This is a genomic window from Streptomyces sp. NPDC034099 (genome assembly GCF_055575415.1).
Genome location: NZ_JBVISR010000001.1, coordinates 525,496 through 540,190, shown reverse-complemented (window position 1 = coordinate 540,190; position 14,695 = coordinate 525,496). Strand labels below are relative to the sequence as shown.

Here is a 14,695-nt window from a genome sequence, read left to right as displayed (position 1 = left end):
CAGACATGGCCATGGACGTCATCTCCGTCATCCGCACCAAGCGGGACCGCGGCGAACTCAGCGACGAGCAGATCGACTGGGTCATCGACGCCTACACGCGCGGCGAGGTGGCCGACGAGCAGATGTCCTCGCTCGCGATGGCGATCCTGCTCAACGGAATGAACCGCGGCGAGATCGCCCGCTGGACGGCCGCGATGATCGCCTCGGGCGAGCGCATGGACTTCTCGTCCCTGTCCCGCCCGACCGCCGACAAGCACTCCACGGGCGGCGTCGGCGACAAGATCACGCTGCCGCTCGCGCCCCTGGTGGCGGCGTGCGGCGCGGCCGTCCCGCAGCTCTCCGGCCGCGGCCTCGGCCACACCGGCGGCACGCTGGACAAGCTGGAGTCCATCCCGGGCTGGCGCGCCCTGCTGTCCAACGAGGAGATGCTGGACGTCCTGGACACCACCGGCGCGGTGATCTGCGCGGCGGGCGACGGCCTGGCGCCCGCCGACAAGAAGCTGTACGCGCTGCGCGACGTCACCGGCACGGTCGAGGCGATCCCGCTGATCGCCTCCTCCATCATGTCGAAGAAGATCGCGGAGGGCACCGGCTCGCTGGTCCTCGACGTGAAGGTGGGCTCCGGGGCCTTCATGAAGACCATCGAAGACGCCCGCGAACTGGCGTCCACGATGGTCGGCCTCGGCACCGACCACGGCGTGAAGACGGTCGCGCTCCTCACCGACATGGCCACCCCTCTCGGTCTCACCGCGGGCAACGCCCTGGAGGTCCGCGAGTCGGTCGAGGTGCTGGCCGGCGGCGGCCCCTCCGACGTGGTCGAGCTGACCCTCGCCCTGGCCCGCGAGATGCTCGACGCGGCGGGCCTGAAGGACGCCGACCCGGCGAAGGCGCTGGCCGACGGCTCCGCGATGGACGTCTGGCGCCGCATGATCGCGGCCCAGGGCGGCGACCCGGACGCCACGCTGCCCACGTCGAAGGAGCAGCACGTGGTGAAGGCCGCCTCCTCCGGCGTCCTGACCCGCCTCGACGCCTACGACATCGGCGTCGCCGCCTGGCGCCTGGGCGCGGGCCGCGCCCGCAAGGAGGACCCGGTGCAGGCCGCCGCCGGCGTCGAACTCCACGCCAAGCCCGGCGACACGGTCACCGCGGGCCAGCCCCTCCTCACCCTCCACACGGACACCCCGGACCGCTTCGACTACGCCCTCGCGGCGGTGGAGGGCGCGTACGACGTGGCCCCGGCGGGCACGGCCTTCACCGCCTCGCCGGTGGTGCGGGAACGTATCGCCTGACCTGCGGTTTCCCCATGCGGGTGAACGGGACCGGTGGACCTCCGCCGGTCCCGTTCGGCATGCTGGGATCGGTGACGTACCGATTGGAGACACCGCCATGAGCGCACTCAGTGCCGAGCCGACCCCCGGAGGGGCGGGCTGGGACGAGATCGTCCGTGTCCTGGAGGAAACGGACGCTCCGGAGGGCAGCAAGGTGGAGATCATTGAAGGGATCGTCACCGTGGCGCCTCCGCCGTCCGAAGCGCACAACGACACCGCCGAACTGCTTCAGATCAGCCTTTACACCGCTGTCCCCGAGGGGTGTGGCATCTACCAGACTCTGGGGCTGGGGGTCCCGGAGACTGCGGGCGTTTTCCAGCCCGATCTGTGCGTCGTGCCCAGAGTGGCGTTGCGGCAGGGCAGGAGGGTGCATGCGAGTGAGGCGGAGTTGGTCGTCGAAGTCACCTCGCGCAGCAATGCCAATCACGACCGGATCAAGAAGGTCAGGGGATATGCCCGGGCCGGTGTCCCTCTCTATCTTCTTCTGGACCCCTGGCACAGCGGATGCCCGACAGCCACGCTTTACGGGGTGCCTGAGGACGGCACCTATCGCGTCCTGGCGTCTGTGGAGTACGGCGAGAAGCTGACCCTGCCGAACCCCTTTGACCTGGAGATCGACACCGGCGTCTTTCCCACGAGCTGAGACTCCTCACCCCAAAACCGCCGCCACCCCCACCAGCACCGGCACGGACACCACCGTCGACACCAGGATCGCGTCCCGCGCCAGGCGCTCGCCCACCCCGTAGGTCGACGCGTACGTGTAGAGGTTCTGCGCGGCGGGCAGTGCCGACGTCACCACCACGTCGAGGAGTTGGGGGCCCCGCAGACCGAAGACCCCCGACGCCAGCGCCCAGGCCACCGCGGGCTGTCCCACCGCCTTCAGGGCGACGGCGAGCAGGACCGGCCGCCGTTCCACGCCCCGCAGCGGCATCGTGGAGCCGCACAGGCCGATGCCGAAGGCCAGCAGCACCGCCGGGACGGACATGTTGCCGATCAGCGTCACCGGGTCCATCACCGCGTCCGGGACCCGAAGGCCGCTCGCGGCCACCGCGACCCCGGCGAGCGAACCCAGGGCGATCGGATTGCGCAGCGGCGTCAGCAGCCGCCGCCACAGCGAGCCCCCGGCGCCCCCGCGCGACAGGTCCAGGATCGTCACCGCCACCGGCGTCACCAGCACCAGCTGGAACAGCAGTACCGGCGCCACCAGCGAGGCGTCGCCCAGGACGTACACGGCGATCGGGATGCCGAGGTTGCCGGAGTTGACGTAGCCGGAGCAGAGCGCGCCGATCGTCGTACGGCCCACGCCCCAGCCGCGGGCGACGCCCACCGCGACGAACGCACCGGCCACCGCCACCGTGGACAGCGCCGTCACCAGGAGCCGGGCGGAGAAGACCACCGACAGGTCGGCCGTCGCCAGCGTGGTGAACAGCAGGGCGGGGGAGGCCACGTGGAAGGCGAGCTTGGTCAGCACCTCGCGGCCCTGGGGACCCAGGTGGCCGCGCAGGCCGAGCACATAGCCGACCCCGATCACCACCGCGATGACCGCGAACCCGGTCAGCACCCCCTGCACGGCGCCCCCTTCCGGACGGAGATGTGGATGCCGGGCGGAGCGGAGGCGGGACGGGGTATGTGGGGCATACAGCGAAGCCTCTGTTGGAGGGCACGCGCAGGTCAATGTGATCCACGACGGGCCCCGCACCGATGAGTTCCGCCGGCCCGCCGGGTCTACCGCACGTGGACGCCGTGACACCCGCCGTACTCGTGCTGCCGGGGCCCGTCTCCCGAGGGGAGACGCCCCGGTTCTGCGACGAGGTGCGCGCGCTGCTGGAAACCACCCGGGCCGGGGTCGTCGTCTGCGACGTCGGCGGTCTGGGACCGCCGGGGCTCGCCGTCGTCGACCTGCTGGCCCGGCTGGAACTCACCGCCCGGCGGGCCGGGGGCCGGATACGGCTGCGCGACCCCGATCCGGCCCTGCACGCCCTACTCGACCTCGTCGGCCTCCGCTTCGAGACGGAGCGGCAGGTCGAACAGCGGGAACCACCGCTTGGTGTCGAGGAAGCAGTGGAACCCGGTGATGCGGCCGTCTGAGATCTCCAGCACCTGGACCGCCCAGGGCGCGAAGCCGCCCGCCTCCGGGTCCGGCTTGTAGTGCGCGAAGGCCGGCAGCCCGTTGGCCTCCACCCGCAGCAGCCGGGAACCGGCGCACGCGGCGCCGAGCGTGGTCATGAAACCGGTGATGTCCGACGGACCGGCCAGCCACAGGTCGAACGGCGGCATCGTCATCACCGCGTCCTCGTGCAGCAGCGCCGTCAGCGCCGTCATGTCGTAGCCCTCGAAGGCCGCGACATAGCGCTCCAGGAGCTTCTGCTGCTCCTCGTCCAGCGGGTCCGACACCGCCGCGTCGGCCCCCCGGTCCGCCCGCTCGGCGAGCGTCGCGCGGGCGCGCTGCAGGGCGCTGTTGACGGAGGCGACCGACGTGCCGAGCAGCTCGGCGACCTCGCTCGCCTTCCACGCCAGGACCTCGCGCAGGATCAGCACCGCCCGCTGCTTGGGCGGCAGCTGCTGGAGGGCGGCCATGAAGGCGAGCCGCACGGACTCCTTGGCGACCGCGGCCTCGGCCGGATCGGCGGTCTGCGGCAGCACGCGGGCGTCCGGCATCGGCTCCAGCCAGGTGTGGTCCGGGCGGGGGGACAGGGCGGCCTGGGCGAGCGGCGTCGCCTCCGTCAGGTCCATCGGACGCGCCCGCTTGTTGCCCGCGGTCAGCATGTCCAGGCAGACGTTGGTCGCGATCCGGTACAGCCACGAGCGCAGGCTGGAGCGGCCCTCGAACTTGTCGTAGCTCCGCCAGGCGCGGACCAGCGTGTCCTGCACCGCGTCCTCGGCCTCGAAGGACGAACCGAGCATCCGGTAGCAGTACCCCGTCAGCTCGGGCCGGTGCTTCTCCAGCGCGGAGTCCAGCTCCGTCGTCACGGTGCCGTTGGTCATCGTCCACCCACCCCTGTGGCGTCCCGTCGTGCGCGTCTTCGCGCCTCGCACTTCGGAAGCTACCGCAGGGGACTGACAATGGCCTGTGCAGTCAATGAAAGCGCAGGTCGGGGTGGGGGCGGAATCCTCAGCGGGACAGGCTCAGCGTCTTCACCGGGGCGTCGCCGGCCTGTCGGCGGGCGGCCAGTGATCCGGAGACCGTGATCACCACGACGCCCAGCACCGCGAGGACCCCGACGCCGACCGTCCCGGACCAGCCGCCGGAGTGGAAGGCCACCGCGCCGACCGTGCTGCCCGCGCTGGAGCCCACGTAGTAGGCGGACTGGTAGAGCGCCGAGGCCTGGGCGCGGCCGTGCTGGGCGGTCTTGCCGACCGCCGAGGAGGCCACCGCGTGCCCGGCGAAGAAGCCCGCCGTGATCAGTACGAGGCCCAGCAGGACCAGCGGCAGCGACGGAGCCAGGGACAGCAGCAGGCCCGCCGCGGTCGTACCCGCGCCCAGGTAGAGCGCCCCGCGGCGGCCGAGGCGGCCCACCAGGCGGCCCGCCGTCGAGGCCGAGACCGTACCGACCAGGTAGACCAGGAAGATCGAGCCGATCAGGCCCTGCGGAAGGGAGAACGGTGCTTCCGTCAGGCGGTAGCCGATCACCGTGTAGACGCCGCCGAACACCGTCATGAAGAGGGCGCCGATCGCGTACAGGCGGCGCAGCAGCGGGTCGGCGAGGTGGTCGCGGACCGTGCGGACCAGGACCCGGGGGCGCAGCGAGCCCGGCGTGAAGTGCTTCGGCGCCGGGAGCAGCATCCGGAAGGCCACCGCGCACGCCACCGCGACGAGGCCGATGACCCCGACGGCGACCCGCCAGCCCCATTCCTGGGCGACCCAGCCGGTGATGACCCGGCCGCTCATGCCGCCGACGCTGTTGCCCGCCACGAACAGGCCGATCGCGGTGACCAGCGCCCGCGGTCGCACCTCCTCCGCGAGGTACGCCGTCGCCGAGGCCGGCAGGCCGGCCAGCGCCGCGCCCTGCACCGCCCGCAGCGCGACCAGCGCCGGCAGCGACGGGGCGAAGGGCACCAGCAGCCCGACGGTCACCGCGACCGCCAGGGACGCCGTCATGACCGTACGCCGTCCGAACCGCTCCGACAGGGCGCTCATCGGAAGGACGAACACCGCGAGGCCACCGGTCGCGGCGGCCACCGTCCAGCTCGCGTCGCTCGCGGTGACGCCCAGGTCGCCCGAGATCAGCGGCAGCAGGGCCTGGGTGGAGTACAGGAGCGCGAAGGTCGCGACGCCCGCCAGGAACAGCGCGAAACTCATCCGGCGGTAGCCGGGACCGCCCGGTGTCATGCGCGAGTCGGAGGAGCCGGAGGCGTCGGGGGCCGTGGAGGCGGCGGATGCGGCGTCCACGACCGTGGACGCCCCGGTATCGGCGGGAGTCATGCCACGAAGGTACGAAGCCCCTTACTCATCCGTCCAATGCATGGAATGGCCATAATCGTTCCCATGGTGCATCAGCAAAGCTCACGGCCCCGCCTGTCACCGTCCGGTGACACAGAAGACATCGTCGCGCTGCTCGCGCCCCGCCTCGCGCACTTCGCCGGCGTGGCCCGCACCGAGCACGTCACCCGGGCCGCCCAGGAGATGAACGTCCCCCAGTCGACCCTCTCCCGCGCCCTCGTCCGCCTGGAGGAGGACCTCGGCGTCGACCTGTTCGTGCGCCGCGGCCGCACCCTCGCGCTGACCGTCGCCGGGCGCACCTTCCTCGGCTCCGTCGAACGCGCCCTCGCCGAGGTCGAGCGCGCCGCCGACGAGGTCCGCGCCGACGCCGACCCGGCCACCGGCAAGGTCGCCTTCGGCTTCCTGCACACCATGGGCGCCGAAACCGTCCCCGGCCTGCTGCACGCCTTCCGCGCCGACCACCCCCGGGTCCGCTTCAGCCTCGTGCAGAACTACGGGGAGGCCATGCTGGAGCGGCTGCGCGCGGGGGAGCTGGACCTGTGCCTGACCTCCCCGGTGCCCGACGCGCCCGACCTGGTCGCCCGCCGCCTCGACGAGCAGAAGCTGCGCCTGGTCGTCCCGGCCGACCACGCCCTGGCCGGCCGCAGGCGGATCCGCCTCGCCGAGGCGGCCGACGAGAACTTCGTGACCCTGGAACCCGGCTACGGGCTGCGCCGCATCACCGACGCCCTGTGCAAGGAGGCCGGTTTCCGGCCCAAGGTGGCCTTCGAGGGGGAGGAGGCGGAGACACTGCGCGGCCTGGTCGCGGCCGGACTCGGCGTCGCCCTGCTGCCACCGCCCGCCGTGCCCCGCCCCGGGGTGGTCGAACTGACGGTCACCGCCCCGCGCGCCGCCCGCGAGATCGGCGTGGCCTGGCTGGCGGGCCGCACGGACACCCCGCCGGTGGCGGCGTTCAAGAAGTTCCTGCTGTCGCGGCGGGGGAGTCTGCTGCCGGCGTAGGTGCGCGCCCCACCCGGCGAACGACGGCAGACTCGCCGGGTCGAGCGCCCGCTGTGAAAGCGGCGAACCGGGAGTATCCCGACGCGGTGTACGGACTCCCCGATATGTAACGGTGACTGCGCGGACGGGTTCCGTACACCCGGTCTTCTGAGAATCTTCTGCCATGGCACAGCAAGCGACGCCGGTCCGTCGGGCCCGGCTGGGGCGGACGCTCGGTCCGGAGGGGACGGCGGTGAGCGGTGTGGTGCTGCTGCTCCCCGGGGGCGACGAGGTGTCCGACCGCAGGCCCTCCGCGCTGCTCGCGGCCGCGTCCGTACGCGCGTTGGGGCGCAGGCTGGCACGCGCGGGCCGGGAGGAGGGGCTGGCCGCGCATGTCGTGCACTACCGCTACCGCGGCTGGAACGGGGCCGAGGCGCACCTCGCGCGGGACGCCGAATGGGCCGCCGACGAGGCCGTACGGCGCTACGGCGACGTGTCGGTCTGCTTGGCGGGCGTCGGCATGGGCGGACGGGCGGCCCTGCGGGCGGCCGGGCACGAGGCCGTCAACTCGGCGCTCGCGATCGCCCCTTGGCTGCCGGAGGACGACCTGGCCGCGCCACCCGAACCGGTGAAGCAGCTCGCCGGACGCCAGGTGCTGATCGTGCACGGCACCAACGACGGGCGCAGCGACCCGGAGTTGTCCTTCCGGCTCGCCTCCCGGGCGAAGAAGGCGAACCGCGCCGTGTGCCGGTTCGAGGTGCACTCCGACGGCCACGGGCTGCGCCAGTACCGGGACGAGGTCGCGGCGCTGGCCGAGGACTTCGTGATGGGCGCGCTGTTCGGGCAGTCCTTCTCGCGTCCGGTGGAGGACGCCCTCGCGGCTCCCCCGCCGCTGGGCCTGCGGATGCCGCTGGCGGCGGGGTTCGGGAAGTCGTTGCGGCGGTAGCGCGTCAGCGGCCCGGGGGCCGCCGGGCCGGCCGGTGCGCCGTGGTGCCGTCGTGGCGCAGCGCCCAGAAGGCGACGGCCTGCAGTCCGGCCGTGCCGAGAGTGAGCGAGACGAGCATCAGGGGGAGCCAGAGCGGGCGGTGCGGCGGGCACGGTCCCCGAGTGCGCCCCGGGAGAGCGTCAGGGAGAGCGGACCGGTGACGCCGGCGGCGAGGTCGAGGGGCAGGAAGGAGTAGTTCCAGTCGCTCGTCACCGGGTCGTCGTAGTCCCAGTAGGCGTGTTCCCCCGGGATGAGCGCCAGCAGGGCCACCGACCAGTACAGCAGGAAGGCCAGGTCGGTCACCAGCATCGCCGCCCTGATGCCGGACAGTCCCGGCGTTCGCCCGGCGTTCTACGCGCGTAGGAGTTAGAGTGCGGAAATGACGAGCCAAAGCACCGGGAAGAGCGCCGCGGCGAACACCGCGACGGTCTCCAAGACACCGTCGCCCGACCGGATCCGCCGGGCACCGAAGGTTCTGCTGCACGACCACCTCGACGGCGGGCTGCGTCCCGGCACGGTCGTCGAACTCGCCCGCGAGACCGGCTACCCGGACCTCCCCGAAACCGACGCCGACCTGCTCGGCACCTGGTTCCGGCAGGCCGCCGACTCCGGGTCCCTGGAGCGGTACCTGGAGACCTTCTCCCACACCGTCGGCGTCATGCAGACCCGCGACGCCCTGGTCCGGGTCGCCGCCGAGTGCGCGGAGGACCTCGCCGAGGACGGCGTCGTCTACGCCGAGGTGCGGTACGCGCCCGAGCAGCACCTGGAGGGCGGGCTCAGTCTCGAAGAGGTCGTGGAGGCCGTCAACGAGGGCTTCCGGGAGGGCGAGAGGCGTGCCCGGGAGAACGGCCACCGCATCCGGGTCGGCGCCCTGCTCACCGCCATGCGGCATGCCGCCCGCTCCCTGGAGATCGCCGAACTGGCCAACCGCTACCGCGACCTCGGCGTGGTCGGCTTCGACATCGCGGGCGCCGAGGCGGGCTACCCGCCCACCCGGCACCTGGACGCCTTCGAGTACCTGAAGCGGGAGAACAACCACTTCACGATCCACGCCGGTGAGGCCTTCGGGCTGCCGTCCATCTGGCAGGCCCTGCAGTGGTGCGGCGCCGACCGGCTCGGGCACGGGGTGCGCATCATCGACGACATCCAGGTCGACGAGGACGGCTCTGTCAAGCTCGGCCGGCTCGCCTCCTACGTCCGGGACAAGCGGATCCCGTTGGAGCTGTGCCCCAGCTCCAACCTGCAGACCGGCGCCGCCGACTCCTACGCCGAGCACCCCATCGGGCTGCTGCGCCGACTGCACTTCCGGGCCACCGTCAACACCGACAACCGGCTGATGTCCCACACCAGCATGAGCCGGGAATTCGAGCACCTGGTCGAGGCGTTCGGTTACACGCTCGACGACATGCAGTGGTTCTCCGTCAATGCGATGAAATCAGCGTTCATTCCTTTCGATGAACGACTGGCCATGATCAATGACGTCATCAAGCCCGGATATGCGGAGCTGAAGTCCGAATGGCTGTTCCAGCAGACGGCTTCGACCAGCGGTTCTTCGGCATCCGAGGGCTGAGTGCGGGGTGACGGTAATACGGAAACGCGGGTGGGCTTTCACAATCCGTCCGCATTTCGATGTTTGCCGCCGGGGGTGAAGCGTGTTTACGGTCGAGCACCGCTCACATCCCCGTCACCCCACCACGAGGACGCATTTCCATGAAGCAGTCTGCTGCCAAGACCCTCGGTGTCGCCGCCCTCGGCGCCGCCTTCGCCGCCGCCGGCGCGGGCGCGGCCACCGCGGCCCCCGAGCTCCCCGACACCGCGCAGACGGTGGACTCCGTCGCCCGCACCCTCCCCGCGGAGACCGTCTCCCAGGTGGCGCCCGGCGCGGGCAACGTGCTGGAGCAGGGCCGCAAGGTCTCCCACACCGGTCTGACCGCCGCGCAGCCGGTCGTCGAGCAGGTGGTCGCCGAGCAGCTCGCCGAGGGACCGACCGAGCCGGTCGCCAAGCTGCTCGGCGGAGTGCCGCTGAAGGGGCTGCCCACCCAGGGCCTGCCGGTCAACGGCCTGCCGCTGGGCGGCTGACCCGCCTCCCGCCCACGCGCCGACGGGGCGCACCCGGTTTCGCCGGGTGCGCCCCATCGGCGTACCAGAGGGAGGTACGTGGCTCACCAGGCCGTGCGGGCGGCCTTCTCCTCGGACGGGAGCAGGATCCACAGGGCCAGGTAGAGCAGGAACTGCGGGCCGGGCAGCAGGCAGGAGACCAGGAAGATCACCCGCATCGTGCCGTTGGAGGTGCCGAAGCGCCGGGCCAGCGCGGCGCACACTCCGCCGATCATGCGGCCGTTGGTGGGGCGGGCGAGGCGGGACATCGCGGCTCCTTCGTGAGCGTGTGGGTGGGGCCGCCTTCCGGCTTCCCCTTCATCTGCCCTCCACGCTACGGAGACGAACGGCACAAAGCGTCGCTCTACGGGGCGATACCGACCCTGGGAATCGTCGGGGTCCGACCCTGAGCGGGCTCCTCCTGGGGGACACCCTCCCGCCCGGCCTGCCGGTACCAGCGACGGATCCGGGCCCGGCCCGCCGGGACCACGGCGAGGTGCGCCAGGGCCACCCCCACGGTGTTCAGCAGCACCGAGTCGATGTCGACGACCTGACCGGGCACCCCGGTCTGCAGCAGCTCGATGCCCACCGACAGCAGGGCGGCAGCGGCCGTGGTGCGCAGCAGGGACGCCAGCGGCGAGACGTGCAGCCGCCCGCCGGCCATCGGCAGCAGGACGCCGAGCGGTGCCAGCAGGACCAGCCCCCCGCCCAGCGAACGAGCCGCCGCGGGCCCGCCCAGCGCCAGGTCGGCGCGGATCCCCGCGAAGGGCCGCACGTTCGGCGGCAGCACCCAGGGGACGTCCAGCGGCCGCAGCGCAAACCAGGCGACGAACGCGAGATGTGCGACCAGGAGAACACTTCCTGTCGCACGGATGCGGAGCGCGGCGCTGCCGCCGAGGAACCCATGACGCTGCACGTCCCCCTAGACGCGTCCCCCGCCGTGCGCGGTTCCGGGCCCCCACCCGCAAGGGTGAGGCTTGCGCCACATGGGCCCGCGGGGCCGTCCGTCAGCCGCCCGAGACCTCGTCGGCCGGCGGTTCGTTGCTGCCGGGCCGGGCCCGGACCTCGTCCGTGCAGGAATAGCGGCGGGCGGACCGGTCGGCGGGCCCGGCCAGGATCACCGAGCCGTCGCCCTCGGCCGCGGCCGAGTCGGAGAACGTGCACACCACCTGCGCGAGGGCGTACGAGGTGAGGTCGTCCGGAGCGGTGCTCAGCCGCAGCGTGTCCTCGGGGTCGCCCGAGCGCGGTCCCGTCACCGTGATCCCGTGGCGCACGTCCGAGGTGTACCCGGCCTCCTTCTCCGCGGCCGACGGCTGCGCCGCCAGCTCGTCCAGCAGCCCCTGGGCCACCAGCACGCGCCGCCCCGAGTCCGCGGCGCCGTCCGGCACCCGCACCGTGCGGTCCACGGCCACCAGCGACGAACCGCACAGCAGGAACACCTGCGCGGACAGACCGGGCGTGGCCGACGTCGACGCGTCCGGCTCGGCGAGCGAGCAGCGCACCCGCGAGGGCGCGGGACCGTAGTCCGTGGGCACCTCGGTGGCGCGGATGCCGCACCCGGTCAGCAGCAGGGCCAGTACCAGGAGCCCGGAGAGGGCCGGCAGCCGGCGTACGGTCATCAGACCTGTCCCTTCGCGTCCTTGCCCTTGCTCCCGTCGCCCGCGGCCCCCGCCGTGTCCTCGGCCTCCTCGTCGGCGGGCGGTGACGGGTCCTGCGGCAGCCGCAGCGTGAACACCGCACCACCCTCCGGGGCGTTCTCGGCGGTGATCCCGCCGCCGTGGATGTGCGCGTTCTCCAGGGCGATGGACAGGCCGAGGCCGCTGCCCTCGGAGCGCGGCCGGGAGGCGCTCGCCTTGTAGAAACGGTCGAAGACGTGCGGCAGGACGTCCTCGGGGATGCCAGGACCGTTGTCCCGCACCCGGATGACGACCTCGTCGTCCGCCCGCGACACGGACACCCGCACCGGCGACCCGCCGTGCTTGAGCGCGTTGCCGATCAGGTTGGCCAGGATGACGTCCAGGCGGCGCGGGTCCAGCCGGGCGTGGATGCCCCGCTCGGCCTCCAGCTCGACGGCGTCCAGCCAGGCTCGGGCGTCGATGCAGGCGGTGATCTGGTCGGCGACGTCCACGTCGTCCAGGACCAGGCGGGCGGTGCCCGCGTCGAAGCGGGTGACCTCCATCAGGTTCTCCACCAGGTCGTTCAGCCGCCGCGTCTCGCTCACCACCAGCCGTACGGCGGGCTCGACCATCGGGTCGAAACTCCCGCCCTCGCCCTCGCCGGCGAACTCCAGCTCCTCCTCCAGCACCTCCGTCACCGCGGTGAGCGCCGTCAGCGGCGTACGCAGCTCGTGGCTCATGTCCGCGACGAAGCGCCGGGAGGCCTGCTCGCGGCCGGCCATGTCCGCGACCCGCTTCTCCAGGTTCTCGGCGGCGCTGTTGAACGTCCGGGACAGATCGGCCAGTTCGTCGGTGCCGGACACCCGCAGCCGGGTGTCCAGCTTCCCCTCGCCCAGCCGCCGCGCCGCGACCCCGAGCCGGTGCACGGGCTTCAGCACGGTCGTCGCCAGGGCCTGCGCGAGCAGCGCGGAACCGAGCAGGGCGAGCGCGGTGGCGATCCCCAGCGACCAGGCGAGCGAGTTCAGGTCCTTGGCCTCGGGCTCCAGCGACTTGAGCATGTAGCCGGTCGGCCCGCCGCCGATCACCCTCGTGCCGGCCACCAGGTACGGGGTGTCGTCGTCGGTGATCCGCTGCCAGTACAAGTGGTAGGGGTGCTTGTTGGCCGAGGTGACCTTCTGCTCCCTGTTCACCGCCGTGCGCAGCGACTCCGGCACGTCGGACAGCGCGAAGCCGCCCAGACCGCCCGAACTGGCGTACACGGCTCCGCCGTCGGCGTCCTCGGCGACCAGCAGCACGCCGAACCGCTGGCTGCTGTTGGCCATCTGACCGGCGGTGTGCTGCAACTCGTCCTGCGTGGGGTGCTCGGGCAGCGCGCCCGCCCGGTTCTGCATCTCCTGCTCGAAGTCCCGCAGCACGGCGTCCTGGGTGCGGGTCAGCACCGCCTCCCGGTTCAGCCAGTACGCGATGCCGGACGCGGACACGGCGGCGGTGAGCGCCACCAGGCCGAAGACGAGGACCAGCCTCAGGCGCAGGCTGGTGAAGCGCAGCCCGGACCAGAATCCCTTGCGAGCCGCGGCCAGGCCGCGGGTACCCCCCTGGTGTTCCCGTGTCACTGAGGCGGATCCAGCCGGTAGCCGACACCGCGCACGGTACGGATCAGGGTCGGGGACGAGGGCACGTCCTCGACCTTGGCGCGCAGCCGCTGCACGCACGCGTCCACCAGCCGGGAGTCACCGAGGTAGTCGTGCTCCCACACCAGGCGCAGCAACTGCTGCCGGGACAGCGCCTGTCCCGGCCGCCGGCTCAGTTCGAGGAGCAGGCGCAGCTCGGTCGGCGTCAGCTGGAGGTCCTCGCCGTTCTTCGTCACGGTCATCGCGGAACGGTCGATGACCAGGCTGCCGAAGCTCGCCGAGTCGGTGGACTCCCGCTCCCCGCGCCGCAGCACGGCCCGGATCCGGGCGTCGAGCACCCGGCCCTGGACGGGTTTGACGACGTAGTCGTCGGCGCCCGACTCGAGACCGACGACCACGTCGATGTCGTCGTTGCGCGCGGTCAGCAGGATGATCGGCAGCTGGTCGGTGCGCCGGATGCGGCGGCACACCTCGAAACCGTCGATGCCGGGCAGCATCACGTCCAGCACGATCAGGTCCGGCCGCTGCTCGCGCAACAGCTTCAGACCGTCCTCACCACTGGCAGCGGTGGCCACCCGGTGGCCCTGGCGGGTCAGGGAGAGCTCCAGGGCCGTGCGGATGGCGTCGTCGTCCTCGATCAGCAACAGGGAAGGCACGCGCTCATTCTGGCCCATGAGGGGGTGGGTGTTCGACCCGTGGGTGCGGTTGGGGCCCCAGGACGCCGCCGGACCCTGTGAAGGAAGGGTGCCGCAGACGTGACGGACCCCTGTGACAGCTCTGTGACAGTCGGCGGACACGGCCATGAAGTCGCCGCGGCAGGCTTTTCGTCACAAGCAACCGGCAGTCCACGACGGGGGGGCGCGAGATGAACACGCTGAAGGGCACCAACACCAGCGCAGTGGTCACGCGTCTGCACGACGTGCACGCACACCGGGGTTCCGAGAAGTCCGGTGCCGTGAGCGGGCGGGGGTGCGCTCGCGGCACCGGGCGTCAGCACACCGTGTACATGACGGTGGTTGACGCGAACACGGGGGAAACGGGGAACACGGGGGACCAGGGGGAGCACCGTTCCCTGTCGGAGGCGGAGTTCACCGCCTACGTCCGGGAACGCCGCTCCTCCCTGTACGCGACGGCCTACCACCTCACCGGCGACCGCTTCGAGGCCGAGGACCTGCTGCAGAGCGCGCTGTTCTCGACCTACCGGGCGTGGGACCGGATCAGTGACAAGGCGGCGGTCGGCGGATACCTCCGCCGGACCATGACCAACCTGCACATCAGCGCCTGGCGGCGCCGCAAGCTCAACGAGTACCCGACCGAGGAACTGCCGGAGACGCCCGGCGACATGGACGCGATGCGCGGCACCGAGCTGCGCACGGTCCTGTGGCAGGCGCTGGCCCGGCTGCCCGAGCTCCAGCGCACCATGCTGGTCCTGCGCTACTACGAGGGCCGTACGGACCCGGAGATCGCGGACATCCTCGACATCAGTGTCGGCACGGTGAAGTCCAGCATCTGGCGCTCGCTGCGCCGGCTGCGCGAGGACGAGGTCCTCAGCTTCGGCCGTGACCAGGAGGACGCCTTCGGCGAACTGGTCGCCTGAAGGTACGGGCCGGGTCGACCGG

17 protein-coding genes are annotated in these 14,695 nt (G+C 72.2%); 8 read left to right on the top strand and 9 right to left on the bottom strand.

The window, feature by feature from the left end:
- Positions 1-11 precede the first annotated feature (11 nt).
- Positions 12-1,289 carry a thymidine phosphorylase gene (locus ACZ56V_RS02490; protein WP_356361062.1) on the top strand — a complete coding sequence of 426 codons (1,278 nt, stop codon included), beginning with the start codon at positions 12-14 and terminating at the stop codon, positions 1,287-1,289.
- A gap of 97 nt (positions 1,290-1,386) precedes the next feature.
- Positions 1,387-1,971 (top strand): Uma2 family endonuclease, encoded by a 585-nt coding sequence (locus tag ACZ56V_RS02485; RefSeq protein WP_467380594.1) that lies wholly within the window; start codon positions 1,387-1,389, stop codon positions 1,969-1,971.
- A 6-nt stretch (positions 1,972-1,977) separates the two neighbouring features.
- Here the strand turns inward: ACZ56V_RS02485 and ACZ56V_RS02480 are convergent, their stop codons facing one another.
- Positions 1,978-2,898, bottom strand: coding sequence for an AEC family transporter (locus ACZ56V_RS02480; RefSeq protein ID WP_398912425.1), 921 nt, complete (start codon positions 2,896-2,898; stop codon positions 1,978-1,980).
- Between the two features lie 131 nt (positions 2,899-3,029).
- Here ACZ56V_RS02480 and ACZ56V_RS02475 point away from each other — a divergent pair, with 131 nt between their 5' ends.
- Positions 3,030-3,416: an STAS domain-containing protein gene (locus tag ACZ56V_RS02475; protein ID WP_398912426.1), complete on the top strand. Its 387-nt coding sequence runs from the start codon at positions 3,030-3,032 to the stop codon at positions 3,414-3,416.
- Here the strand turns inward: ACZ56V_RS02475 and ACZ56V_RS02470 are convergent.
- Positions 3,309-4,313 carry a sigma-70 family RNA polymerase sigma factor gene (locus ACZ56V_RS02470; protein WP_398912427.1) on the bottom strand — a complete coding sequence of 335 codons (1,005 nt, stop codon included), beginning with the start codon at positions 4,311-4,313 and terminating at the stop codon, positions 3,309-3,311. The genes ACZ56V_RS02475 and ACZ56V_RS02470 overlap by 108 nt on opposite strands.
- Before the next feature lie 127 nt (positions 4,314-4,440).
- Positions 4,441-5,751, bottom strand: a complete 1,311-nt coding sequence (locus ACZ56V_RS02465; RefSeq protein ID WP_398912428.1) for an MFS transporter — start codon at positions 5,749-5,751, stop codon at positions 4,441-4,443.
- A 63-nt stretch (positions 5,752-5,814) separates the two neighbouring features.
- On the opposite strand from ACZ56V_RS02465, the gene ACZ56V_RS02460 reads away from it, so the two are divergent.
- Both ACZ56V_RS02460 and ACZ56V_RS02455 read left to right on the top strand, forming a co-directional pair.
- Entirely contained in the window at positions 5,815-6,768 is a 954-nt protein-coding gene (locus tag ACZ56V_RS02460) for a LysR family transcriptional regulator (protein ID WP_356361008.1), read from the top strand.
- 163 nt (positions 6,769-6,931) lie between these two features.
- Positions 6,932-7,693, top strand: a complete 762-nt coding sequence (locus tag ACZ56V_RS02455) for an alpha/beta hydrolase family protein (RefSeq protein ID WP_467380599.1) — start codon at positions 6,932-6,934, stop codon at positions 7,691-7,693.
- Positions 7,694-7,810: 117 nt separating this feature from the next.
- On the opposite strand, the gene ACZ56V_RS02450 is transcribed toward ACZ56V_RS02455, so the two are convergent.
- Entirely contained in the window at positions 7,811-8,041 is a 231-nt protein-coding gene (locus tag ACZ56V_RS02450; protein ID WP_468938614.1) for a DUF5360 family protein, read from the bottom strand.
- A 70-nt stretch (positions 8,042-8,111) separates the two neighbouring features.
- Here ACZ56V_RS02450 and ACZ56V_RS02445 point away from each other — a divergent pair, with 70 nt between their 5' ends.
- The gene (locus ACZ56V_RS02445; RefSeq protein ID WP_398912431.1) at positions 8,112-9,302 is read left to right on the top strand and encodes an adenosine deaminase; all 1,191 of its coding nucleotides are present in this window, start codon (positions 8,112-8,114) and stop codon (positions 9,300-9,302) included.
- A gap of 140 nt (positions 9,303-9,442) precedes the next feature.
- Entirely contained in the window at positions 9,443-9,811 is a 369-nt protein-coding gene (locus ACZ56V_RS02440; protein WP_356360982.1) for an ATP-binding protein, read from the top strand.
- An 83-nt stretch (positions 9,812-9,894) separates the two neighbouring features.
- Here the strand turns inward: ACZ56V_RS02440 and ACZ56V_RS02435 are convergent, their stop codons facing one another.
- The 5 genes from ACZ56V_RS02435 to afsQ1 form a co-directional block, all read right to left on the bottom strand.
- The gene (locus ACZ56V_RS02435) at positions 9,895-10,098 is read right to left on the bottom strand and encodes a PspC domain-containing protein (RefSeq protein ID WP_356360980.1); all 204 of its coding nucleotides are present in this window, start codon (positions 10,096-10,098) and stop codon (positions 9,895-9,897) included.
- A gap of 95 nt (positions 10,099-10,193) precedes the next feature.
- Positions 10,194-10,745 carry a VanZ family protein gene (locus tag ACZ56V_RS02430; RefSeq protein WP_468938610.1) on the bottom strand — a complete coding sequence of 184 codons (552 nt, stop codon included), beginning with the start codon at positions 10,743-10,745 and terminating at the stop codon, positions 10,194-10,196.
- Between the two features lie 91 nt (positions 10,746-10,836).
- Positions 10,837-11,448: a hypothetical protein gene (locus ACZ56V_RS02425; RefSeq protein ID WP_468938607.1), complete on the bottom strand. Its 612-nt coding sequence runs from the start codon at positions 11,446-11,448 to the stop codon at positions 10,837-10,839.
- Positions 11,448-13,058, bottom strand: coding sequence for an ATP-binding protein (locus ACZ56V_RS02420; protein WP_398912434.1), 1,611 nt, complete (start codon positions 13,056-13,058; stop codon positions 11,448-11,450). The genes ACZ56V_RS02425 and ACZ56V_RS02420 overlap by 1 nt, the downstream gene beginning before the upstream one ends.
- Positions 13,055-13,732 carry a two-component system response regulator AfsQ1 gene (afsQ1, locus tag ACZ56V_RS02415; RefSeq protein WP_003974066.1) on the bottom strand — a complete coding sequence of 226 codons (678 nt, stop codon included), beginning with the start codon at positions 13,730-13,732 and terminating at the stop codon, positions 13,055-13,057. Before afsQ1 ends, ACZ56V_RS02420 begins: the two co-directional genes overlap by 4 nt.
- Positions 13,733-13,941: 209 nt before the next feature.
- Here afsQ1 and ACZ56V_RS02410 point away from each other — a divergent pair, with 209 nt between their 5' ends.
- On the top strand, positions 13,942-14,673 hold the full coding sequence (locus ACZ56V_RS02410) for a SigE family RNA polymerase sigma factor (protein WP_398912435.1): 732 nt from the start codon (positions 13,942-13,944) through the stop codon (positions 14,671-14,673).
- The last annotated feature ends 22 nt before the right edge of the window (positions 14,674-14,695 follow it).